Origin of the sequence: Enterococcus sp. BWR-S5, from assembly GCF_016745255.1 — a bacterium.
Classification (GTDB): domain Bacteria; phylum Bacillota; class Bacilli; order Lactobacillales; family Enterococcaceae; genus Enterococcus_L.
Window position 1 is genome coordinate 56,857 of sequence record NZ_JADOEQ010000001.1, and the last position, 21,015, is coordinate 77,871.

General features: G+C 39.3%; 25 protein-coding genes and 2 other annotated features. Of the genes, 14 read left to right on the forward strand and 11 right to left on the reverse strand.

All coding sequences use genetic code 11. The features are described from left to right. Nucleotides 1–46: 46 nt before the first annotated feature. Nucleotides 47–1,171 carry a hypothetical protein gene (locus IW510_RS00350; RefSeq protein ID WP_202055591.1) on the reverse strand — a complete coding sequence of 375 codons (1,125 nt, stop codon included), beginning with the start codon at nt 1,169–1,171 and terminating at the stop codon, nt 47–49. A 187-nt stretch (nt 1,172–1,358) separates the two neighbouring features. On the opposite strand from IW510_RS00350, the gene fosX reads away from it, so the two are divergent. Then, entirely contained in the window at nt 1,359–1,757 is a 399-nt protein-coding gene (gene fosX / locus IW510_RS00355; RefSeq protein ID WP_202055593.1) for a FosX/FosE/FosI family fosfomycin resistance hydrolase, read from the forward strand. A 349-nt stretch (nt 1,758–2,106) separates the two neighbouring features. Further along, nucleotides 2,107–3,714: a ribosomal protection-like ABC-F family protein gene (gene abc-f, locus IW510_RS00360; protein WP_202055595.1), complete on the forward strand. Its 1,608-nt coding sequence runs from the start codon at nt 2,107–2,109 to the stop codon at nt 3,712–3,714. Between the two features lie 75 nt (nt 3,715–3,789). Here the strand turns inward: abc-f and IW510_RS00365 are convergent, their stop codons facing one another. The 3 genes from IW510_RS00365 to IW510_RS00375 are packed head-to-tail and all read right to left on the reverse strand — an operon-like array spanning nt 3,790 to nt 5,915. Next, on the reverse strand, nt 3,790–4,608 hold the full coding sequence (locus tag IW510_RS00365) for an amino acid ABC transporter substrate-binding protein (RefSeq protein WP_202055597.1): 819 nt from the start codon (nt 4,606–4,608) through the stop codon (nt 3,790–3,792). A gap of 13 nt (nt 4,609–4,621) precedes the next feature. After that, complete coding sequence (locus IW510_RS00370; RefSeq protein WP_202055599.1) at nt 4,622–5,257, reverse strand: amino acid ABC transporter ATP-binding protein; 636 nt, start codon at nt 5,255–5,257, stop codon at nt 4,622–4,624. 16 nt (nt 5,258–5,273) lie between these two features. Continuing rightward, entirely contained in the window at nt 5,274–5,915 is a 642-nt protein-coding gene (locus IW510_RS00375) for an amino acid ABC transporter permease (RefSeq protein ID WP_202055601.1), read from the reverse strand. Nucleotides 5,916–6,005: 90 nt separating this feature from the next. Next, nucleotides 6,006–6,255 (reverse strand) — a binding site (T-box leader). Between the two features lie 50 nt (nt 6,256–6,305). Next, nucleotides 6,306–6,530: a binding site (T-box leader), on the reverse strand. Between the two features lie 258 nt (nt 6,531–6,788). Between IW510_RS00375 and IW510_RS00380 the strand changes: the two genes are divergently transcribed. Then, nucleotides 6,789–8,426, forward strand: coding sequence for a peptide ABC transporter substrate-binding protein (locus IW510_RS00380; RefSeq protein WP_202055603.1), 1,638 nt, complete (start codon nt 6,789–6,791; stop codon nt 8,424–8,426). 87 nt (nt 8,427–8,513) lie between these two features. On the opposite strand, the gene IW510_RS00385 is transcribed toward IW510_RS00380, so the two are convergent. The 3 genes from IW510_RS00385 to IW510_RS00395 form a co-directional block, all read right to left on the reverse strand. Then, a complete protein-coding gene (locus tag IW510_RS00385; RefSeq protein WP_202055605.1) occupies nt 8,514–8,840 on the reverse strand; it encodes a DUF960 domain-containing protein in 327 nt (108 codons plus the stop codon). Nucleotides 8,841–9,104: 264 nt separating this feature from the next. Continuing rightward, a complete protein-coding gene (locus IW510_RS00390) occupies nt 9,105–9,314 on the reverse strand; it encodes a hypothetical protein (protein WP_202055607.1) in 210 nt (69 codons plus the stop codon). A 250-nt stretch (nt 9,315–9,564) separates the two neighbouring features. Next, nucleotides 9,565–10,176, reverse strand: coding sequence for a 50S ribosomal protein L25/general stress protein Ctc (locus IW510_RS00395; RefSeq protein ID WP_202055614.1), 612 nt, complete (start codon nt 10,174–10,176; stop codon nt 9,565–9,567). A gap of 396 nt (nt 10,177–10,572) precedes the next feature. Here IW510_RS00395 and IW510_RS00400 point away from each other — a divergent pair, with 396 nt between their 5' ends. The 5 genes from IW510_RS00400 to IW510_RS00420 all read left to right on the forward strand — a co-directional run bounded on the left by IW510_RS00400 (nt 10,573) and on the right by IW510_RS00420 (nt 12,498). Then, nucleotides 10,573–10,830 carry a CPCC family cysteine-rich protein gene (locus IW510_RS00400; RefSeq protein ID WP_202055616.1) on the forward strand — a complete coding sequence of 86 codons (258 nt, stop codon included), beginning with the start codon at nt 10,573–10,575 and terminating at the stop codon, nt 10,828–10,830. Nucleotides 10,831–10,896: 66 nt separating this feature from the next. Continuing rightward, a complete protein-coding gene (locus IW510_RS00405; RefSeq protein ID WP_202055617.1) occupies nt 10,897–11,277 on the forward strand; it encodes a hypothetical protein in 381 nt (126 codons plus the stop codon). Between the two features lie 52 nt (nt 11,278–11,329). Continuing rightward, nucleotides 11,330–11,704 (forward strand): DUF1801 domain-containing protein, encoded by a 375-nt coding sequence (locus IW510_RS00410; RefSeq protein ID WP_202055618.1) that lies wholly within the window; start codon nt 11,330–11,332, stop codon nt 11,702–11,704. A gap of 127 nt (nt 11,705–11,831) precedes the next feature. Beyond that, nucleotides 11,832–12,251, forward strand: coding sequence for a hypothetical protein (locus IW510_RS00415; protein ID WP_202055619.1), 420 nt, complete (start codon nt 11,832–11,834; stop codon nt 12,249–12,251). Beyond that, nucleotides 12,244–12,498: a hypothetical protein gene (locus IW510_RS00420; protein ID WP_202055620.1), complete on the forward strand. Its 255-nt coding sequence runs from the start codon at nt 12,244–12,246 to the stop codon at nt 12,496–12,498. Before IW510_RS00415 ends, IW510_RS00420 begins: the two co-directional genes overlap by 8 nt. Before the next feature lie 118 nt (nt 12,499–12,616). Here the strand turns inward: IW510_RS00420 and IW510_RS00425 are convergent, their stop codons facing one another. After that, nucleotides 12,617–13,009: an SH3 domain-containing protein gene (locus tag IW510_RS00425; RefSeq protein WP_202055621.1), complete on the reverse strand. Its 393-nt coding sequence runs from the start codon at nt 13,007–13,009 to the stop codon at nt 12,617–12,619. A 365-nt stretch (nt 13,010–13,374) separates the two neighbouring features. Then, entirely contained in the window at nt 13,375–13,992 is a 618-nt protein-coding gene (locus IW510_RS00430; RefSeq protein ID WP_202055624.1) for a hypothetical protein, read from the reverse strand. A gap of 193 nt (nt 13,993–14,185) precedes the next feature. Here IW510_RS00430 and IW510_RS00435 point away from each other — a divergent pair, with 193 nt between their 5' ends. The 4 genes from IW510_RS00435 (at nt 14,186) to IW510_RS00450 (ending at nt 18,452) form a co-directional block, all read left to right on the forward strand. Continuing rightward, nucleotides 14,186–14,923 carry a pseudouridine synthase gene (locus IW510_RS00435; RefSeq protein WP_202055626.1) on the forward strand — a complete coding sequence of 246 codons (738 nt, stop codon included), beginning with the start codon at nt 14,186–14,188 and terminating at the stop codon, nt 14,921–14,923. 5 nt (nt 14,924–14,928) lie between these two features. Continuing rightward, a complete protein-coding gene (locus tag IW510_RS00440) occupies nt 14,929–15,615 on the forward strand; it encodes a YjjG family noncanonical pyrimidine nucleotidase (RefSeq protein WP_202055628.1) in 687 nt (228 codons plus the stop codon). 278 nt (nt 15,616–15,893) lie between these two features. After that, entirely contained in the window at nt 15,894–17,099 is a 1,206-nt protein-coding gene (locus IW510_RS00445; protein ID WP_202055630.1) for a hypothetical protein, read from the forward strand. 333 nt (nt 17,100–17,432) lie between these two features. After that, nucleotides 17,433–18,452 (forward strand): hypothetical protein, encoded by a 1,020-nt coding sequence (locus IW510_RS00450; protein WP_202055631.1) that lies wholly within the window; start codon nt 17,433–17,435, stop codon nt 18,450–18,452. A 195-nt stretch (nt 18,453–18,647) separates the two neighbouring features. Here IW510_RS00450 and IW510_RS00455 read toward each other — a convergent pair whose 3' ends face one another. Beyond that, complete coding sequence (locus tag IW510_RS00455) at nt 18,648–19,097, reverse strand: GNAT family N-acetyltransferase (protein ID WP_202056552.1); 450 nt, start codon at nt 19,095–19,097, stop codon at nt 18,648–18,650. Nucleotides 19,098–19,225: 128 nt separating this feature from the next. Between IW510_RS00455 and udk the strand changes: the two genes are divergently transcribed. Continuing rightward, the gene (udk, locus tag IW510_RS00460) at nt 19,226–19,849 is read left to right on the forward strand and encodes a uridine kinase (protein ID WP_202055632.1); all 624 of its coding nucleotides are present in this window, start codon (nt 19,226–19,228) and stop codon (nt 19,847–19,849) included. Nucleotides 19,850–19,964: 115 nt separating this feature from the next. Here the strand turns inward: udk and IW510_RS00465 are convergent, their stop codons facing one another. Further along, on the reverse strand, nt 19,965–20,300 hold the full coding sequence (locus tag IW510_RS00465) for a hypothetical protein (protein WP_202055633.1): 336 nt from the start codon (nt 20,298–20,300) through the stop codon (nt 19,965–19,967). A 321-nt stretch (nt 20,301–20,621) separates the two neighbouring features. On the opposite strand from IW510_RS00465, the gene IW510_RS00470 reads away from it, so the two are divergent. After that, a complete protein-coding gene (locus IW510_RS00470; RefSeq protein WP_202055634.1) occupies nt 20,622–20,963 on the forward strand; it encodes a type II toxin-antitoxin system PemK/MazF family toxin in 342 nt (113 codons plus the stop codon). Nucleotides 20,964–21,015 lie beyond the last annotated feature (52 nt).

A 21,015-nucleotide genomic window follows, 5' to 3' on the forward strand; every position in this document is an offset into this window, starting at 1 on the left:
CACTTTGTGTGTCAATATATTAAAACAATACAGACTATCTTTCTATTTATTGTATAGAGAGAAGACCTGTTCTTTTGTCGAAGGTCATCTCTAAGTCCAGCAAATCTGCCATGTCGTTCAAGGGATAGCCTTGCCGCTGTAGTTGGTATTCCATCATTTCCTGCGCTATTAGATAGGTTTTTTCATTGCTTCGTATTTCTCCGGTAAGAGGATAGAAAATCTGTGTATTATCCTGATTATTCCAAGTAAGAGTGGTGTCCTCTGAGACTGTAACAAGCTCCCCTTCAAAAGTTTTAACTTTCAATTCTCCATCAGAGTATAACAAGTCAACTGCTTCTTTTTTTTGTTCTAAATAGACAGTAAGGTCGAATGTATGCAGCATATCGATAAGGTTTTCTTTTCTTACATAGCAAGCACCATCATCGTCAAAACGAATCCAGGAAAAGGCGGATGGCCGAGTGGATAGCTGTTCATCGAGGGCGTCACTCACATGGACTCTTGCCAGATAATTCGCAGGATACTGAGCCAGTTCCTTTTCCGGAATATTTGATAAATCATTTCCCTCTGTACGTTCAGAACATAAATACTCTGGGAAAACTGTATCGTAAAAACTAGTGTAATCACTATTCTCAATAAAGCTGTCTACCGGTAAAAGAGTACCATCGGAAAATAGAATACTTGCGAAAAACCATTCCTTATAGACATCAAATGATTGGTGTGGGACTAAGGGGTGTTCACTTTCATCAAAGTGCTGCAGCAAATCATAGACCTGATTGATATTTTCATAGGAATTGACGGACACAATAACCCGAACCCCGCTGTCATTAATAGACAAACCCAACTCAGGATACTTATTCCGCAGCCATTCGGCGTAATTTTCCAGCAATAGATGATCATAATTGTCAGTTAAGCGGTTTTTGAATTTGGGAATAACGCTGCCATCTCCTGAAAAACGGTAACGTGCGTCAAAGACTAAATCGGGATTTCCCTTTGGTGATATTTTGAAGTATCCATTATTTCTATCAGGATGTTCAACGATGACAAATTTTTCATTATATTTAGCCTTTAGAGCTTGTAAAATATCCCGACTGTTGTTCTTTAAAAAACAGCCTGTTAACAATAGCAGCATGCTAAGTAAAAAAATTCCTACGAACCAACGCTTTCTTTTCATTAATGCTTCTCCTTTTTCATCCTTTAGAATGATTATAGCATGTCTGGTTATACTGCGTTTTATAAGAATAATTTTGTGGTATCGAGGAAGCTGCCCAAGCTCGTTCAGTTTTTCTAATAATCTGGACGAAAAAAAAGAAGTGACCTATAATGAAAAAACGAAGCGAATTTTAATAGGAGGATAGCTAATGCAAGGAATCAGTCACATGACATTTATTGTTCATGATTTGAACAAGGCAGCTCTTTTTTTTAAAACAGTTTTTACTGCGGAAGAAGTCTATTCCAGCGGAGAAGAGACCTTCTCTGTCGCAAAGGAAAAATTTTTCTTAATTGATGATTTATGGATAGCAATCATGGAGGGGAAGAGCTTGCCAACAAGGACTTACAATCACATCGCATTTAAAATTGATGCAACGGAAGTAGATGACTATCTGGATAGAATCCGTTCGCTTGGTTTGGAAATTAAGGACGGTCGTGCACGTGTCTCTGGGGAAGGTCAGTCGATTTACTTTTATGACTATGACAATCACTTATTCGAGCTGCATACGGGAACACTTGAAGAGCGCTTGGCCCGTTATTGTAAATAGACAGATTGCAGAGCCGCACACTTCATGATACAATAACAAAAAAAGAAAAAGGTGGTGAATAAGCGTGATGGTCGTTATGTCAAAAATAACATATAGAGTTTTTGATTTTCTTGGGTTTATTTATTTTTGCTATAACATTATTTCCGATTTTTTCGTTCAAGGTACCAGTGTGTCTAAAAGTGAAGAAAAAATCAAATAAAGAGACCATTCAGACTTATTCATTTGAATTCTATAAATGAGTTAAATAACAAAGTAAGTCATGGGTAGTATTTCCTATGGCTTTTTTTGAACGAAAATTGACTTCAACAAGATTCCTGTAGAGAGACTGAGTGGCGGGAAGAGGAAGAAAATGTTAATACAATTACAAGGAATAGAAAAAAATTACAGCACATATCCGCTATTTGAAAATGTGAGCCTAAAGGTCGAAGCAGGGGAACGTATCGGAATTGTCGGAACAAATGGCTCCGGTAAATCAACGATTCTAAAAATGATTATTGGCTTGGAATCAGCAGATAAAGGAACGGTCAGTATTCAAAAAAATGCGGTGGTTGGTTATTTGGCACAGGTACCTGAGACAGAAGAAACGGTGGTCAGAGAATATTTGCTGGCTTCCTTTGACCGAGTGAATCATCTACACAAGCAGTTAAAGGTATTGGAGCAGAAGATGTGTGACCCGGAAGAGGATTTGGAAAAAACGCTGGGTCGATATGGGAAACTACAGGAAGAATTTGAAACAGCGGGCGGTTACGAGGTTGAGAGTCGCTTAGAGATGATTACAAACGGATTGATGGTCGCTCATTTATTAGATCAGTCCTTCAATGCTTTGAGTGGCGGAGAGCAGACAATTATTAATCTAGCGCGTATTCTTCTTCAGCAAAAGGATGTGCTGCTGTTGGATGAGCCGACCAATCATTTAGATGTTCAGCGAATTCGCTGGCTGGAAGGCTACTTGGTTCATGAAAAGACAGCCTGTGTGATTGTTTCCCATGACCGTCAGTTTTTAAATAATGTAGTAGGAAAAATTATTGAAATCGAGGATGGTCAGGCATGGACCTATTCCGGAAATTATACGGCTTATAAGGAGCAAAAGGAAGCACGGATAGAAAAACTGCGTAAAGATTTTGCAGAACAGCAGAAGGAAATTCAAAAGATGAAGCTGGCAATACGACGGTTTCGTCAATGGGGGCACGAAGGTGATAATGAGAAATTCTTCAAGAAGGCTAAGGAGCTGGAACGTCGCTTAGAGAAGATACAGAAGATTCCTAAACCAAAAGAGGACACCAGCAAGCTGGGAAGTAAGAATTTTCAAAAGAGTGATCGTTCAGGTAAAGAGGTTCTATTGGCGAAAAAAATTAGGAAGAACTTTGGTTCCCGACAATTGTTTGCAGAAAGTGATTTTGCTATTTATTGGAAGGAGCATTTAGCAATCATTGGTGAAAATGGTACTGGAAAAACAACACTGATGAAGCTGATTATGGAAGAAGAGGCGTTGGATAGTGGCGAATTGAAGCTGGGAAGTAAAGTGACGATTGGCTATCTGCCCCAAATGATTGCTTTTGAACAGCCTCAACGCACGATTCTACAGGAGTTTATGTATGAGTGCTCTTTAGGTGAACAGGAAAGTCGCAGATTATTAGCCGGCTATTCCTTCTATAAAGATGATGTGATGACTCAATTGCGATTTTTAAGCGGTGGCGAGAAGGTTCGTCTTGAACTGGCTAAGCTAATGCAGAAACAAGTTAATTTTCTACTGTTGGATGAGCCAACCAATCACTTGGATATTGAGACGCGAGAAGAAATTGAGGAAATTTTGGAAGAATTCGAAGGTACGTTGTTAACCGTGTCCCATGACCGCTTTTTCTTGGAAAAGATGTTTCAGCATTTCCTGTTGATTGATGAGCAACAAGTGACAAAATTAAGTGGAAATTATTCAGATATCTCTACATTAGAAAAGTAGAAAACATCCAGTCGAATCCGCGAATAAGCGGTTAGTCGACTGGATGTTTTTAATTATTGACAGTATTTTTTTATGTTAGCGGATGGCTGTGACATCTTCGCCAAACCAGGTTTCGGAGATTTTTTCCAGCTCACCGTTTTTACGCAATACAGCAAAAGCCTCATTAATTTTTTCTGCAAGCTGAGAATCTGTTTTTCGAATACCGACAGCGAAGGTTTCACTTTCAAAGTCACCGACAACGATAGAATAATCTGCTAGGTTATCTTCATGGGATAGATAGTAGTTGGCGTATACTCGGTCAATTAGAAGTCCGTCGATTCGTCCGCTTTTCAAGTCCATAAAAGCCTCATTGAATCCATCGTAGAGTATAGGTGTCTGATCTTTTACATAATCCTTCAGAATTTCCGGCTGATCTTCAAAGCTATGATAACCGGAGGAGCCGTTTTGAGCACCGAGTATTTTGTCCTTCATATCAGAAAATTGAGTAATACCATTTTTCTTAAGAGAAACAACCACCTGTTCATTTTTCATATAGTCATCGCTGAACAGTACTTTTTCTTCACGCTCTGCTGTTTTGGAGTACCCATTCCAGATTAAGTCAATCGTTTGATTTTGCAGCTCGTTTTCCTTCATTGACCAGTCGATTGGTTGGAAATCCACCTCAATGTCATAAAGAGCAAATACGGCTTTGGCAAGATCAACATCAAAGCCGATGATTTCACCTGATTTATTTTGAAAGCCCATAGGAACGAAGGAATCGTCCAGTCCGACAATGATTCGCTTATCTGTTTCGATTCTGTTCCATTGGTCAGTGTCTGATTTTTTTCGGCCACAGCCGACACTCAGGAAGAGCAGCAGAATGGTTGGCAGCAGCCAATAGCTTTTTTTATTCATTATGTGCTCCTTTCTATTGAACCGGTGCGACAGTTAGTAGTTGATCGGCAATGTTTTCAGCGAACTGCATATCATGGGTAACAACGATTTGGGTAATCCCTTGTTCCTTTAGCCCTAGAATGACTGCTTCGACCTGTTGACGCAGTTCCGGGTCCAAGGCACTGGTTGGTTCGTCATACCCTAGAACCTTTGGCTTCATGGCTAATGCGCGAGCTAGTGCAACACGTTGCTTTTGCCCGCCGGAAAGCTGGTAGGGATAAAGAGACTCTTTTCCTGATAAGCCGAATTTTTCAAGGAGACTAAGAGCCTCATCAATGCTTTCTTGTTTTCCCTGTTTTAATGATAGCGTAGGTGCAAGTGTAATATTGTCTAGCACAGATAGATGTGGAAACAATTGGAAATCTTGAAACACGATTCCGACTACTTGATCGGCGTTATCCATCGAAACCGGGTCAAAGGCTGTCCCGTCAACCAATAATTCCCCTGAATCGATTGTTTCTAAACCGGCGAGACAGCGCAGCAATGTTGTTTTCCCACCTCCGGAAGGACCAACAATTGTTAAAATTTCTCCGTCAGGTATTTCCAGATTCAAACGATCAATAATTGTTCGCCCGTCAAAGCTTTTTGTTAGATTCTTGATAGTTAACATAGTAGTGTCCTCCTTGTTATCTGTAGTATTGGTAATATTTCTCGATTTTTTTTGAAAGTAGTGTTAGGAAAGCTGTGAACAAAAGATAGATGACGCCCACTAAGGCTAACGGTAGAATGGTCACATCTCTGCTCATGGCAATCTTCCCGGCTCTTAGTAAATCACCAAGTCCGAGGACATAAATCAAGGAGGTATCTTTGACTAAATTGATTACTTCATTTCCGATAGACGGCAAAACAATTTTAATTACCTGAGGCAAAATGATTTTCTGAATCGTTTGCAGCTTTGTCAGGCGAAGAACTTTGGCTGCTTCGTACTGACCTTGTGGAATAGATTGAATCCCACCACGAAAGATTTCTGCAAAGTAAGCAGCATAATTAAGAATAAATGCAAATAATGCTGCATCGTACCGTTCAAATACGATGCCTACCAGCGGCAAGCCGTAAAAGACAAAAATCAACTGCAGTAATAATGGCGTTCCCCGCATCAGCCATACATACACATTGATCAGGTAAGTCAATGGTTTGAATCGTGTTTGCAAACCAAAAGCAACTAAAATCCCTAAAGGAATCGAACCAAGTAAGGTGAAGATAAACACCTTGATTGTCATCCCAGCCCCGCTTAATAAGGCGGGCAAAATTTCCCATACATAATCCATCTTACTTCCTCCAATATCATTTGATAATTCGTTGTTGAAAAGGTGTAGCTTTCCAACGAAAAATAAAAAAAGTCCTCTCAGCATTTCTGCCAAGAGGACGATTAACCGTGGTTCCACCTCAATTTACTGCCGTCTTACGAGAGCAGTCTCATGAGCATTCAATGAGTGAATGCTTCCTCTGATAACGGAGAGTACCGCAGCTTCTTACTGAATTGTCCTGTTCAGAAGCTGACAGGTACGGGTGTGTTCACTACTGGCTTTCTGATGCTTCTTTCAGCGTTTGAAGCATTCTCTGTTCAGAAAAGGGAGAGCAGTTACTTGTTCCGACCATTTGTTTTCATATATTTTATAGAATGTGTAGAAATAAAAAAGTCCTTTGGCATAGTTATGCCAAAGGACGAAGAATCGTGGTTCCACCTTTGTTTACTGCTATCTCACAATAACAGTCTCGTAAAGTCTTAGACTTTTGCTGTAACGGGCCAACCCGGATATACCTACTACGTATTCAGTATATCAACTCCCAGATGTGGTTCACTTTGATTTGTGTCTTCTTCCACCAGCCGAAGACTCTCTATAGACAAATAATTAAGCTACTCTTCTGTTCTTTGTTTTGTATTACTTTATCACCGACCTTCGATTCTGTCAACTGGAAAATAGAAGAAAAATTCAGGCATATAAGTTAAGAATTCGTTTCTTTTCAGGTAAAATAGTAGGAAGAGCAAAAATAAAAATACTTTTGTGACGTTCTTAACTTTCGCTTTTTTATACTGTTATCCTTTCGTAATAACTGGAGAGTAAAATTGACTGTTGATGGTTGGAAAGAAACATCGTTAAAAAGTGAATGGTAGTAAAGGAATAGAGGGAGGAAAGAAAATGAAAAAATTTAGTTTATTATTGGTCGTGTCAGCGTTGCTGCTTAGTGCTTGCAGTACCGGAGGCCAGAGCAGCAGTGATTCTTCCGGTGAGACGAAGGAAGTAAAGCAGGAGATTAATGTGGCTTCCGGTGGAGAATTGTCCACGTTAGATAGTGCCCACTATACAGATGTTTACAGCTCAGACATGATTGGTCAGCTGGCTGAAGGTCTTTATCGCTTAAACAAGAATCAAGACCCGGAGCTTGCGATGGCGGCTGAAGAGCCAACTGTTAGTGATGATGGCCTTGTGTATACATTTAAATTGAGAGATGCCAAGTGGTCAAATGGAGATTCCGTGACAGCTGATGATTTTGTTTATGCGTTTAAAAACGTGGTTGATCCGGCATATGGCTCCAGTAGCAGTAATCAAATGGATATCTTTAAAAATGGTCGAAAGATTCGTGATGGTGAACTATCCTTAGACGATTTTGGTGTGAAAGCCATCGATGACCAGACCTTAGAGCTAACATTAGAATATCCGGCTCCTTATCTTTCTCAGGCATTGGTCGGTACACCGTTTATGCCGAAAAATGCGACATTTGCAGAGGAAAAGGGAACCGCGTATGGCACTTCGTCCGATGATTTTGTGGGGAACGGTCCGTTTCTGATTTCGGGTTGGGATGGTACGACAGAAAGCTGGAAGCTGACGAAAAATCCTGATTATTGGGATCAAAAGAATGTAAAGCTGGATACAATAAATGTACAGGTCTTGAAAGAGATTGCAACAGGTACCAATTTATTTGATAGTGGCGATTTAGATTATACTGTTTTGGCAGATACCTATGCCTTACAATACAAGGATTCACCACAAGCGTATTTCATTCCTAAAGCAATGGTTGGCTACTTAAGTCCAAACCACAAAAGAGAAGTCACTGGAAATATTCATGCACGTAAAGCGATTCTTCAAGCAATTGATAAAGAAGCCTTTGCAACGGATATTTTGGGTGATGGGTCGACAGCCTTAAATGGCTTTGTTCCTAAGGATTTTGCGAAAGACCCAGATAGCGGGGAGGATTTCCGAGAAGAAAATGGCAATCTGCTGCCGTATGATCTGGATGCAGCGAAGAAGGAATGGGCGCTGGCGAAGGAAGAGCTTGGCAAAGATGAGATTGAGCTGGAGCTGATGTCCGCAGATTCAGCGATTGCGAAAAAGACCATCGAATATGTTCAAGGTCAGCTGCAGGAAAATTTATCCGGTTTGACCATCAAACTGAAATCCATTCCCTTACAAAACAGATTGGATTTACAAACAGAAGGCAGCTTTGATTTGGTTTTCGGAACTTGGACACCGGATTACGCTGACCCAATCAACTTCTTAGAATTCTACGATTCAAAGAGCGGCTTGAATACTGCCGGCTATGATAATGCTGACTATGATAAAGGCTTGAATGATGCACGAATCACCTTGGCAAACGAGCCGGAAAAACGTTGGGAAAAATTACTGGCACTTGAAAAAACGCTTGTCCAGGAGGATGCAGCAGTATTACCGTTGTATCAAGGTGCGATTGGGTACTTGAAATCTGACCGTTTGAAGGACTTACAGGTCTTCTCTTTCGGCAGAACCGTTTCTTATCGAACCGCTTATGTAGAGGAATAGTTGAATGACAATATGAAAATGAAAAACTGTGGTTCATCATCGAACCACAGTTTTTATTTGGATTTAAAAGAGATTCTCAAATGGAAATTAGGAATGTTCAGATATCTCTGTCGGCAATAGAATCGTTTCTCTCGTTCCATCATCAAAAGCAAAGACTCGTTCTGGAAATTCTGTTGAGTAGGCATAAGCCAAATCAACCGCCATCTCCACATCACTGAATTCTTGAGAAAATCTAAGTGTTACCCAACCATTATTGTTCGTTACGTCAAAAGCAAGCATGTTTGTTAAAGGTATCACACCCTTCAAATTCAAATCAATAATCAGCCAGATGCTGTCAATCAGCTCTCCGGGTAGACTGGAGACAACCCCCAGTGAAGCGTAGCGGCTGCGGCTTCTGTCAAATGTTTCAAACATAAAAACCCCTCCTTATTAGCTTATTGTTAGTATACCCCAAATCGAAAGAAGATTCCCCACATCTGTTTCTCTATTGAAAGAGTATGTTTAGGTGGAACGTGTAAGATGAAAAGAAGACATTTATACTTGGCTGCCGTGAGGCATGAAGCTGAAGCGAATATAAGAACTGACCGTTCGACAAAAGAAAAAGTGAATGAAATTCCCACTCACCTGTTAGTGTAGTGGTCATTTCATTCACATTATTAAGCAAGCCAGTAAAGCGGCTTATTTAAAGTCATATTCTTGACTTTTTTTCCAAAGGTGAAAACCTAGATATGGAACAAGTGCAGCAAGGCCATAAACGATAAACCAGCCATAAAGAGACACACCATTGTCACCATTTGCTTTCGTCTTACGATAAGCAGTTCCGAAAGACAAAAATTCTTGAACAATTACAATAATATACCAAGCCAACGCTAAAATACCAACAAACATTTTACTCCTCCTTTCAGTGCAATGTTTAAATTTTACCATAACACATTAAGTCTCGGGAGGATTATTTTAGTAAAAAGTAAGTTGGAAACGCTTAAAGAAGCCTATTTTTTTAATATAGTAAAATAAAACGGATACAATTGGTAAATTATGGATACAAATCAAAAAAGAAACAGCTGACTCACCGATAGTTTTTGGTGAGTCAGCTGCGTAAAGCCTTTATTCAATCTTTATCTTGAGGCAAGTGCCCTTGTTATTCTTTGTCTTCACCGATAACTTCCGGCTCTGCAGCTTCTGCTGGTGTTTCTTCAATGTTTTCTTGTGCTTCTACGACACTGACAATCTGTTCTTCGCCATCAGTAACAATGGTAAATTTGTCATTTTTCGAAATATCTGCAACCGTTAAAGCATCACCGATTGCTAAGCCGCTAATGTCGACCTCAACGCTTTCAGGAAGATTTTCCGGAGTTGCGGAGACGATGACAGAATATAGGTTTTGCGCAAGGACGCCACCTGACTTCACACCTGCTGACTCACCAGTCAACACGATTTCTGCTTCAACCTCTGTTGCTTCTGACATGTTTACCGCTAAAAATTCTACGTGCTTGATTTTGCTGGTAAAGGTATCAAGCTGTGTTTTGTAAACCAAGGTATTGATTTTTTTCCCGCCAACGCTTAGTGAAATTACTGTGTTGGCACCATTATCACGCAGGATTTTTGTTAGCTCTTTTTCATCCACTGTGATGGGTGTGCTTTCAACTTGATAGCCATAAACAACAGCAGGGATTTTTCCGGAGTGACGTAGCTCATTTCTAAGTGAACGGGGACGGACGGCTCTTTCTTGAACTTCTAATGAAACTGACATAACCTAAATTCCTCCTTCAATAGTGAGTGAATTTATTTGGCTAAACAAAAATGCAACATAAAGGAGATTTCACAGAATGCAAAAAGAGGGCGATTACAACATAATCGTCCCCTGGAAATTCCATTATGATACCTTTCTCTTCCAGGTCATTACGCTGTTTTTGAGAAACCTATGATATTCACTTTACTATTCAACCATAACGCGGTTTTGACATGAAGTCAAGGAAAGCGGCTAGAAGTCTTTTTTATAGGTAGAGGTATTACAAAATTCTTAAGGTTGAATTGAGTAAAAACAGGTTGAAATCAAAAGACGATTACTATTTCTTCAGAGAAGAATTCAGCTGGCTGTTTTAGTGAGGTATAATGGACATAGTAAGTAAGACAGGAGGAAGAGTAGATGGGGTATCGTTGTTTGTGTTGTGGTTATTTGACTTTACCGGTGCCGGATAGAGAAGCAATCGGATACATTTGTCCGGTCTGTTTTTGGGAGAATGATGTATTTTTGAAAAAGGATACACATAAGAGTGCTTGCAATCATGGAATGACCTTGCAGGAAGGTGAAAAGAATTTTATAGCTTTTGGTGCCTGCCAAAAGCGACTTGCCAAGTATGTCCGTGAGCCGAAGGAAGAAGAAATTCCTCCTTATTATGCTTAAAAATAAATAGTTATATTGGTTGATAGGCAATAAATTAATGAGAGAAGATTATATGGGAGGCATGAAATGAAAAAGACATCGGGGAAAACACTTATTTTGTATTTGCTGTCTGTTGGTCTAATACTGGCCATCGTCTATCTGCCAGATAGATTATTTCCTAAGGCGCAGACATTAGATTTTAGAGGGTACGTGAATGAGGTAACTGTTGATTCAGATAATAATGTCGTAACAATCTATGCAAATGTGATTCATTCTGAAGCAAAGGCAGAGATAAAGGCCTCTACTAAGATTTCCAGCAGCTATTTAGATGGCAGAGCATTTCCGATAACCAGTTTGAAAGAAGGCGACATGATTGATTTAGATTATAAAGGAGAATGGGGGCTGGACGATAATGGTGTGATGCAGGCTGAGGCAAAATGGCTGACGGTATGCCCGGGGAATAAGTAAGCCGATAATTTCGTTGAAATAGTCAAGTTGAACATAGAAAGAGGGACTGGAAATGCAACAAAAATATACGATTCTAGAGCTATATGGACAATATTCAGAGCTGCAAAAGGCTAAGCTGTCAGAGCTGTACGAGCTGATTACGACTAGTGGGGAAGAGTCGCTTAACCAAAGTTTGAAATGGAATCAGCTGTCTTTTGCTGCAAAGAACGGCACCCCGGTTCGAATTGATCGCTATTCAGAAGAAGAGGTAGCTCTCTTTGTCCATTGTCAAACAACGCTAGTGGAGCAATGGCGTGGCTTATTTGGTGACCGTTTAACTTTTTCAGGGAATCGAGCAATCCTGTTTTCTGTACACGAAGAGCTGCCGGTTGAAGAGCTGAAGGTTTGTCTGCAAATGGCGTTCAATTATCGAAAAGGAAAAAAGTAGCCGATTCGGAGAATGAAATGGAACGAAACCGTTACTGCTGAAACTACGAATAATGTAAAAAATGTGTTTGCTTCTGACTTAATTCTTCGCTATACTTTTATTTTGTAATTAAGGAGGAGTACAACAAATGAAAAAAACACAAAAATGGTTTGAAGAGCATTATATCAATGGTATAAAAAAAGAAATGGGGTATGACTCTGAGTCATTGAATCTTTCTGTGATGAATAACCCCAGCTCATTTGGTAAAGTCATGCTTTTCGGCGCACTGTCGAGTCTATCTCTGAGAATGTATAATCTGAGTATTGAAGAGGAAGGACTACTGTTCATCCAACGCAACGTGATGAACAATGAGCTTTTGACAGAAAAAAGTAATTTTATCTATCATGATGAAATTCAGACTATCCGATTTAAAAAGGGAATTTTGCAGGACAAGCTGCTTATCTTGAACAAAGAAGGAAAGAAGCTTCATTTCAAAATCAATAAGAAAATTGCGCGTGTGCCATGGCACAAAGAGAGCCTTGAAAAAGTTCAGCAAATGTATGCGTAAGAATGGTTTTGACAACCTCAAGAATGATTCCTGGCTGTTTACCTGTGTGGTTTATTCGTATATCAGCTTTGTTATTTCCTTTTCCAATCTTTTTGAGGCGCCAGGCTTTTCTTTGGGACTTCAAGTCTTAACGATTGCAATACTTATATACAGCAGGCTTAAAGGTCGAAAGAAATACGTTATTCCCACATATATCAGCTTGGTGCTAAATGTGCTGTTGGCGATTTTGGCATGGATTGTTCTTTAAAAGGGAATACACCTTGATGATAAATGCGTAACTAAATACGTCTGGACTGATAAATAGAGACAATCTAATCTTTGACTTTTCTGTCTAAAGATTAGATTGTCTCTTTCTTTATTGTTTATCAGATAATATAGCCGAATCGAGTACCGTTTTGAATTCTCCAAGGAACATAGCGACGTGTACCATTGGCTGAGCGATAGCTTAACCAAACATAACCGCCGGAGTAGCAATAGTAGTCATAGTATAGACTTTCGCCTCTGTAATAATTCGCTACTGTAGGTGCTGACATACTAGGGCTGTTTTTGACAGGACGCGTCCGATCCGGATAATACCTACCGGATTCTCGATACATAGTCAGGCGTGCTTCCGGAGAAAGAAGTGCACGTTCTGATGTTGGGGCTGCTTGGTTTTCACCACCACCTTTTTCAGCCGAAGCTTGTTCAGGAGCCAGAACAGGAATAATGACCGAAGCAACTAGTAACGCCAATAACACTTTTGATTTTAACTTTTTCATATTTAGAACTTCCTTTCAACGTGTTTTTTGAGTGGCCTCTCAATGACTTAACTATAATAGAGTCTATACCTTAAAAAATGGTTTAATCATATAAAGCTGTTTCTTAGTCTTATGTGTCAGTTTTAAGATTGAGGAATGTCAAAAACGTTTTACTTTTCATCTGGAACGTTTTTATTGAAAAGGGAGTTTTTCTAAACTGTTTTGTACAGCGCTTAATAATGGAACACACCACCTTATTTTTCACGATAGTTCTGTCGCTACATACCAGTCGGGAGAAACATATTGCAGGTGAAATTGCTAAGGAAATCGAGAATACAAAAACAGCGTCACGTTATCAATTTTATTTGATAACGTGACGCTGTTTCTTAGCGAAACGGCGCTAAAAAGCTTCCGCGTAAAGAAAGAATACCCCCTCTTGAAGTTTCGGTAAAGCTGATATAGTATTCTCTAAAAAGATTTTTCCAAAATAATTGCTCATTGTTAGTTTTTTTAGGAAATCCCGGATAGGCTCCTTGATAGTAGCCACGATCAAAAAAGATGAAGACTGGTGTTCCTCTGTAGTCATATTCAAGAATAGTCAACTCACCATCAGGAACAAAGGTGTTTTTCAGTATGTTTTCAGCTCTCGATAACACTCGATTGCTGTACAGAATGCTTTCGCTCTCTTTGGTAGAGTAGTCATCTGGTTTTTCTGAAAGCTGCCGTATGTCACGATCACTTTCCTTCAGTAGCATAGTCAACTTCTCCGTTAAAGCATTCTCTTCTGTAAAATGTTGCTTTGGTGGGCCAAAAATATGTTCGACGTCTTCAATCGTTGTTCTTGAGCTTCCGATTGTATCAAGCAAAGAATAGTCGCTTGGATAAATTTGAAAAACCAAATACCCGAAAATGATTAAGACGAATAAAATCGATAGCTTTATGATTCTTTCCTTTAAAATTATTTTTCCCACAGTCTCTTTTGTTTCTGCACTTACCTCTATCATATACTACTCCTTTAAAAAAATTGATTTAGTAAACTTTTTTTAACAACCGAAATTAATTATACAATAAGAGTAGTGTTTAGGAAAGAGAGGTTTTATGAGTTGCTTTCGAGGTATCCGATAGGTAAAAAGCAATCAAAGTTGTTTTTTCACGGGATTCCTGTATAATTTAGGATTATTGTGATGGAGAAGAAAGATGCGTTTAGATAAGGTATTGGAGCAGCAGCAAGTAGGATCGAGAAAGGCAGTCAGGCGCTTATTTCAGCGTGGTTTGGTTTGTGTGAATAATCAGATAGTTCGAGAGGAAGGGTTCAATGTGGAACCTGCTCTTCATACCGTAGTAGTCGCCGGAAAACAATTGGATTTCACCGGTCACGCTTACTTTATGTTGAACAAACCGCAAGGAGTGGTGACGGCTGTGAAAGACAGCGAGCATACAACTGTGATTGATTTGATTCGTGCAGAGGAGCGGACGCCTAAGCTGTATCCTGTTGGACGGTTGGATCGTGATACGGAGGGTTTGCTGTTGATAACAGATAATGGTCAGCTGGGGTATGAGCTGATGCATCCTGAAAAAAAAGTCGTAAAGCGTTATGAAGTCGTTGTCAATGGGGCGCTTGATGAATTGGATTACCAGCGTTTTGCAGAAGGAATAACCTTTATTGGCGGTGAACAATGCCAACCGGCAGAACTAACGATTTTGACCAGTTCCCCTGAGGAAAGTCGCGCATACCTAGATATAAAAGAAGGCAAATTCCATCAGGTAAAGAAGATGTTTTTATCGGTAGGAAAAAAAGTTGTTTTTCTAAAGCGTCTCAGTATGGGACCGTTAAGCTTAACGACGGAGCTTGCACCTGGTATGTATAGAAGGCTGAATGCTTCCGAGCTGAAGCAGCTAATGCCTTATTTTGAAACGAAAAATAGAAATGAGTGAATGGCATGAAATTTAAAACACTATTATTTGATGTAGATGACACCTTGCTGGATTTTCGAGCAACAGAGAGGCAGGCACTATATACGCTGTTTTCCGAAGAACAGTTGGAGCTGACGCAGGAGATTGAGCAGCAGTATCAGCTGATTAATCGTAATCTCTGGAAGGAATTTGAGCTAGGGAACATCACGAAAGAAACAATTAGTAAGACTCGATTCCAAAAGCTGTTTGAGCAATTCGGAAAAAAAGTGGATGGCGAAGAAATGGGCTTGAAGTATCAGCAGTTTCTAAGTGAAGGGCATGATCTTCTTGGGAACAGCCGCCAGATTTTGACGCAGTTGAAGCCTGACTATGAGCTGTATGTCGTGACAAATGGCATCGCGAAAATTCAATACAAGCGCTTGGATGATTCCAAGCTCCGTCCTTTCTTCAATGATATTTTTGTATCTGAGGAAATCGGGTATCAAAAGCCGATGAAGGAATATTTTGATTATGTATTTGAAAGAATCCCTGCCTTTGAACAGGAGAAAACATTGATTATCGGTGATTCGCTGAATTCTGATATCGCGGGTGGACAAAGAGCAGATATTCAAACCGTTTGGCTGAATCCTGCAAAACTGGAAAAAGCTTCCGGGATTGAGCCGACGTATGAGATTAAGCAGTTGGATGAGCTGCTTGCTATTTTAGGCAACTGAACGAAATAGTATAGCATCGAGAATTGTAGGGAAATAGACACAGACGAGGAGCAACATTAGCTCAAGTCTGTGTTTTTGTGTTTGGGAAAGAGCCGCAGCTATTGCTAAGGAGTGATGTAATTCATACGATATTTTCTAGCCCAATTTGAGAATGCTGGTAGCTAGTTATCAAAAACGATGTAGAGATAATCGCCATATTTTTTTTGCCATTCATGTACTGAGGGATACATTAATAGTATAATTTGTTATGTACATACTATAAGTAGAGGAGAATGGAAATGAAAAAAAGAGGTCTAATTTTATCTTCAATGTTAGCTGTTGCTGGGTGTTTATTTATTGGAAAAATAGACGCCTTTGCTGAAAATGGAGCAGCAAATCAACAAGTAACTGAAAATCAGTTGACACCCCAATATTGTAATGTAGGCGGAAAAATCACGAAGAACATTTATCATCAAGCCGAACTTGAAAAATTAACAAGTATCACTCATGGTGATACTTATACAGGGAATACCAGCTTAGATACTGTATCCACTGATTATGTCTATCAGCTGATGGGGGCTAATCTAACGAACTTTGTTGGTAGTGATGGTATTTTGAAATTGTACAACACTTCTGAGATGATGACAGCACAGATGGCTCAATCAGCAGCAGAATATTGGAACACCTTAGCAGGTGCTAAAATTGTGGAAATCGTTGATACTCAAGCGGAAAGTGATGAAACAATCAGTGATAGTGATGCAAATGGTGTTGAGGTAAATGGAAAACTCATTTACCCATTAGGCGGCCAAACGTATAGTGGTGAAGGAATCTTATTCTATCCAAACCATTGGCATTTGGATGAGACAACATTGCCGGAAGCATTCAAAAACAACTGGAAAGAAGCGACATTAATCCATGAAATTGGTCATGCTTTGGGGATTACTCACTTGGGCGGTGGTGTTGATGGAGAGAATGCAATCAGAGATAATGTTTTAGGTACCGAGTTCATGAGTTCTTGGGCGGTTGGGGTGTATGGAAGTCCGCTGGAAAATGTGAATGGTGTCAAGAGCAGTAAAATAGATGCTGCCGCTTTGGCGATGGCCGGCTTAACTTGGGAACAGCCAAGAAAATTGGCTTCATGGCTGTTTTCTGAGGAAGACGCCTCAGTTGTTTATAATAATGGGGACATCACTTCCTCTGTGCCTTATGGTGCTGAGCTTGATTTCAAGGGGAATTATATTCAATCCAAACAAGTGGTCGATCAGTATTTATTGATGGGTGAAAAGAACTATAATGTTTATCTTGTAGATGATGATGTCCTTGTAAATCGTTATTTTGCACGAGTACCAAATCATACAACGACCAAAACTTTAGACATAAATAACAAGGTTATTCATGTTATTGGCTACTATCCATCCACGAAAGGCAACCCGTATTATAGAGTTGAGGTGGGAAATCAGGAATACGTAATTAACTCAGCAGCGTTTAGTGATAAAGTTGTTTAGTCCACGGCTATTAGCTGTTGAAGGATACTCGAAAATCGTCCATTAATTTGGACGGTTTTTTTTGTATGTCTTGGTTACAGAGCCTAATACATTGGGGAAGATAAAATGAGCTAGTGGGAGGACGTTGGTTATTAAACTGATTTATGGAAGTAAGTAGTTTGGTATGCAAGTGGCTGAGTGGAGAGTGAAAATGATTCTAAAAAATGTGATTGCTCAGTTACGTGAAGTACAACATTTTTTGAATAGGGAAATGTATATGCCAACTTGATATTGTAATAAATATATAATTATTGTAAATTAAATATATCTATAATAAATGGGGGAGTTACTAATATGCCAGAGCAGTTTTACAAGAGTGATACACCAGAAGAACGGCATGAGAAAAGGGTATTTCAACTGAAAAAGGAAATAGCCAGAGAGACAAATCCGGAAAAACGTGGAGCACTTCAAGCGCTGTTGAATGAGATTGAGAAAAAATTTTATTTGGAGCAGCAGGAGGCGAGAATAAGGGCTGCTAAATTGTACAGAAGTAGGCGTAATAAGAAATTAGTAAGTATTGTTTTGTCTGGGGTGTTCATTATAGCAGCGGCGGCTGTGGGTCTGTATTTTATTGGTAAACCCACGAACGAAAAGCCATCAAGTGCTAAAACAACAATTGTTGATGATGGAACAACTGTTGCAGATACTTCTGGTACAGCGGTAATTACAGACCCTATCGTTCATGATCGAGTGACGGAGTTAAAGAAAGGTCAAGTGAGAGCCTATCGATACCATGTCGATCATTTAACGGCTGGTGAGTATCTGTTAAGTGATGCAATGCTCAAAGACGATACTGGTGTTTATGGGTATCAGAAATATCTGAACGATATGCTGAAAAGTGGACAGGCGAGCCAAGAGACGATAGATAAGGCATATTCAGAGGCAGAAGCAAGCCTGACCAGTTTGGTTACTGACCAGCATTATGGACAGAGCTTTTATAAGCGAGAAACAGCTAGCTCGAATGCTTATACTGTAGCGGTTACTGAGTTTTATGCAGTGAACTTCGATGAGTTTATGATGGATATGAAAATAGAAATCAACAATTTGGATGAGTATATATCCGCAGTCAATAGCTACGATGATTACTTAGTAGGCATATACACAGATTTGGCACAAAGGGGAATGGGCACCAAAGCTTTTCAGCTGGCTTCTGATTGGCCGTTACCGATGTACACGATTTCTAATCCTGCCAGTAATGCTTACCAGAATAGAGATTATCATTGTCAGGCATTGGTTCAACGAGTGAGCGATACTGGACGATTGGAGATAAATGCTGCAGGGATGGCAGAGCTAAAGGGAAATCCGTTAGTATAGGGTCTGCGGTAAGCGTGCTTCACTCCTAAAAAAAGTTCACTATATTGATGCGTTATGTCCTTTAGTTTGAAGGGAAAGAAGGCTAGTTAAAAACAGCAGTGAAAACTTTTTCGAAAGAGTTCTCACTGCTGTTTTTGAATGAAAGAAGATGTCTATTTTCATTGCCTGACTATTTTAATGTCTGGTTGCTGAGTTCTATAAGTCAATACTCAAGCGGACCATATCGTTTAACACAATCTCATTATCAACAATTTCTTCTTCGTAGTGTCGAACAAAGAAATCTCGATCAATCCATGTCATGCGAAACCCGCACTTTTGATAAAGGTGCAGCTGCTCATAGCCAGTGCTGCCTGTACCGACCTCCACCGTTTTTATTCCCTGCTTCTTCGCAGTTTCGAATGCAAAGGCAATTAATTTTTGTGCATAACCTTTGCCTCGATGAGCTTCTGATACAGCAATGTTGACTAGCTCAAGCGTATCAGGCCGAGTAGGAATCAAAACCATGATACCTACTAATTCAGGGTCTGAGAGACTGAATACCTGTCCTCTTTGTGTATAGTCATCAACGTGTTTTTTTGAAGGATCGGCATCCAATAAAAGTGCATAATGTTCTTCCGTTAAGGTAGTAACTGGCGTAATCGTCATCATATATCTCCTTAAAATTATTTTCAATGAAGAAAAGTTTTAAATTTCTGTGGTATTCTGCTCACTTTTTATTATAATAGAAAAGGACGATAATGGCTATTTGCTGAAAAAGAAAGAGGTTTAACTTCATGAAAAACAATCGACCGATAATCATTGGAGTAACAGGTGGTTCTGGTAGTGGGAAGACGAGCGTCAGTCGGGCAATCTTCAACCATTTTCCTAACCATTCAATTATGATGTTGGAACAGGATTCTTATTATAAAGACCAGAGTCATTTGAGCTTTGAAGAAAGACTGACGACAAATTATGACCATCCTTTTGCCTTTGATACCGATCTGTTGATCGAGCATTTGAAACAATTATTGAATTATGAATCTATCGAAAAGCCAGTTTATGATTATGTGGAGCATACAAGAAGCTCGGATGTGATTATACAGGAACCGAAAGAGGTTATTATTCTTGAAGGAATCTTGATTTTGGAAGACCCTCGATTACGTGAGCTGATGGATATCAAGCTATACGTAGATACCGATGATGATATTCGAATTATTCGCCGGATTAAACGAGACATGGAAGAGCGCGGACGAACACTTGACTCTGTGATTGAACAGTATTTGACTGTCGTTAAGCCAATGTATAATCAATTTATTGAGCCAACGAAAAGATATGCGGATGTCATCGTACCGGAAGGCGGAGAAAATCACGTAGCCATTGATTTAATTACAACAAAGGTTAAAAGTATTTTGGACTGACACGATAAAGATTGAACGAAACACAGTGGAATAACGGAAATAAGGAATAAAAAATAGAAAAGCAGTCGGCATATTTGCCGACTGCTTATTTGATTTTAGAATAAAAGCGAAAATCTTATTCGTGAGATTGTGTATGAAGCGTATTAATAACTTCAAGTGCTTTGATAAAATCCTTCCGTAAAACTGCCCATTTTTCATATTTTTGCATTGAAAATATGAAATTATCTGAGCGATCATCCTTTACGATCTTTAAAGAAAAGTTTTTGTTATGTACGCAGAGAAAATCAAACGTAAATGACTCATCTTTTTCATCATAATCATAAGTGCATTCTTTAATATAATCCAATGCCAATGCCTTTTTAGAAAGTATCCCACACCTTTCCATCAGGTAGGTCAGTTCAGATTGATTGAATGGCCGATTAGGTGAAATCTTGATTGAGTATATATTCATGCAGCACTCCTTCTGTTCTAAATATTCACATTTTTAACTATCATCCCCTGAGCAAATGAAATCGCCAAAATCATATGCACACTTGATTTTATCATATGTCTTGACAGAATTCTAATAAACTTGGACAAAAAGCACTTTCCACAAATAAGTGCAAGAAATTGTGTGTTAAAACAAACATAGTTATTACGGATAATTTGTCGGCTATTTTACTGCGAATTATCAAATTTTTGCATTTTCAAGCAAAATGTTGAAAAATAAACCTGTATGAATCATGTTATAATTTGTAAAAAGATTTTTTCTTGAAAAGGGGGGATAGAAAAAATGATGCGAAGGGGAGAAATATTTTACGCTAATCTTTCGCCGGTTATTGGATCAGAGCAAGGTGGTATTCGACCTGTACTGATTATTCAAAACAACAAGGGCAATTTATTTAGCCCAACGTTGATTGTTGCACCGATTACACGGAATATACGAAAGAAAATGCAGCCAACACAAGTGAAAGTCAATATTCCTCATGAGGAAGAAATGACTCCTTCTTTGGTTCTTCTGGAGCAGATTCGAACATTGGATAAGGAACGGATGTTGCAAAAAATTTGTAAGCTACAGGATGGTGATATGGAAAAGGTCAATCAAGCATTAAAGGTTAGTATAGGTATTCGATAGGCTAGTTTAGCTAATACATAAGAATAACAGTAGGTGAATACAGCTGCGAAAA

Bases quoted from the DNA above. Each gene is read 5' to 3' on its own strand.
- IW510_RS00350 (WP_202055591.1), bottom strand. From the start codon at position 1,171: ATGAAAAGAAAGCGTTGGTTCGTAGGAATTTTTTTACTTAGCATGCTG.
- fosX (WP_202055593.1), top strand. From the start codon at position 1,359: ATGCAAGGAATCAGTCACATGACATTTATTGTTCATGATTTGAACAAG.
- abc-f (WP_202055595.1), top strand. From the start codon at position 2,107: ATGTTAATACAATTACAAGGAATAGAAAAAAATTACAGCACATATCCG.
- IW510_RS00365 (WP_202055597.1), bottom strand. From the start codon at position 4,608: ATGAATAAAAAAAGCTATTGGCTGCTGCCAACCATTCTGCTGCTCTTC.
- IW510_RS00370 (WP_202055599.1), bottom strand. From the start codon at position 5,257: ATGTTAACTATCAAGAATCTAACAAAAAGCTTTGACGGGCGAACAATT.
- IW510_RS00375 (WP_202055601.1), bottom strand. From the start codon at position 5,915: ATGGATTATGTATGGGAAATTTTGCCCGCCTTATTAAGCGGGGCTGGG.
- IW510_RS00380 (WP_202055603.1), top strand. From the start codon at position 6,789: ATGAAAAAATTTAGTTTATTATTGGTCGTGTCAGCGTTGCTGCTTAGT.
- IW510_RS00385 (WP_202055605.1), bottom strand. From the start codon at position 8,840: ATGTTTGAAACATTTGACAGAAGCCGCAGCCGCTACGCTTCACTGGGG.
- IW510_RS00390 (WP_202055607.1), bottom strand. From the start codon at position 9,314: ATGTTTGTTGGTATTTTAGCGTTGGCTTGGTATATTATTGTAATTGTT.
- IW510_RS00395 (WP_202055614.1), bottom strand. From the start codon at position 10,176: ATGTCAGTTTCATTAGAAGTTCAAGAAAGAGCCGTCCGTCCCCGTTCA.
- IW510_RS00400 (WP_202055616.1), top strand. From the start codon at position 10,573: ATGGGGTATCGTTGTTTGTGTTGTGGTTATTTGACTTTACCGGTGCCG.
- IW510_RS00405 (WP_202055617.1), top strand. From the start codon at position 10,897: ATGAAAAAGACATCGGGGAAAACACTTATTTTGTATTTGCTGTCTGTT.
- IW510_RS00410 (WP_202055618.1), top strand. From the start codon at position 11,330: ATGCAACAAAAATATACGATTCTAGAGCTATATGGACAATATTCAGAG.
- IW510_RS00415 (WP_202055619.1), top strand. From the start codon at position 11,832: ATGAAAAAAACACAAAAATGGTTTGAAGAGCATTATATCAATGGTATA.
- IW510_RS00420 (WP_202055620.1), top strand. From the start codon at position 12,244: ATGCGTAAGAATGGTTTTGACAACCTCAAGAATGATTCCTGGCTGTTT.
- IW510_RS00425 (WP_202055621.1), bottom strand. From the start codon at position 13,009: ATGAAAAAGTTAAAATCAAAAGTGTTATTGGCGTTACTAGTTGCTTCG.
- IW510_RS00430 (WP_202055624.1), bottom strand. From the start codon at position 13,992: ATGATAGAGGTAAGTGCAGAAACAAAAGAGACTGTGGGAAAAATAATT.
- IW510_RS00435 (WP_202055626.1), top strand. From the start codon at position 14,186: ATGCGTTTAGATAAGGTATTGGAGCAGCAGCAAGTAGGATCGAGAAAG.
- IW510_RS00440 (WP_202055628.1), top strand. From the start codon at position 14,929: ATGAAATTTAAAACACTATTATTTGATGTAGATGACACCTTGCTGGAT.
- IW510_RS00445 (WP_202055630.1), top strand. From the start codon at position 15,894: ATGAAAAAAAGAGGTCTAATTTTATCTTCAATGTTAGCTGTTGCTGGG.
- IW510_RS00450 (WP_202055631.1), top strand. From the start codon at position 17,433: ATGCCAGAGCAGTTTTACAAGAGTGATACACCAGAAGAACGGCATGAG.
- IW510_RS00455 (WP_202056552.1), bottom strand. From the start codon at position 19,097: ATGACGATTACGCCAGTTACTACCTTAACGGAAGAACATTATGCACTT.
- udk (WP_202055632.1), top strand. From the start codon at position 19,226: ATGAAAAACAATCGACCGATAATCATTGGAGTAACAGGTGGTTCTGGT.
- IW510_RS00465 (WP_202055633.1), bottom strand. From the start codon at position 20,300: ATGAATATATACTCAATCAAGATTTCACCTAATCGGCCATTCAATCAA.
- IW510_RS00470 (WP_202055634.1), top strand. From the start codon at position 20,622: ATGATGCGAAGGGGAGAAATATTTTACGCTAATCTTTCGCCGGTTATT.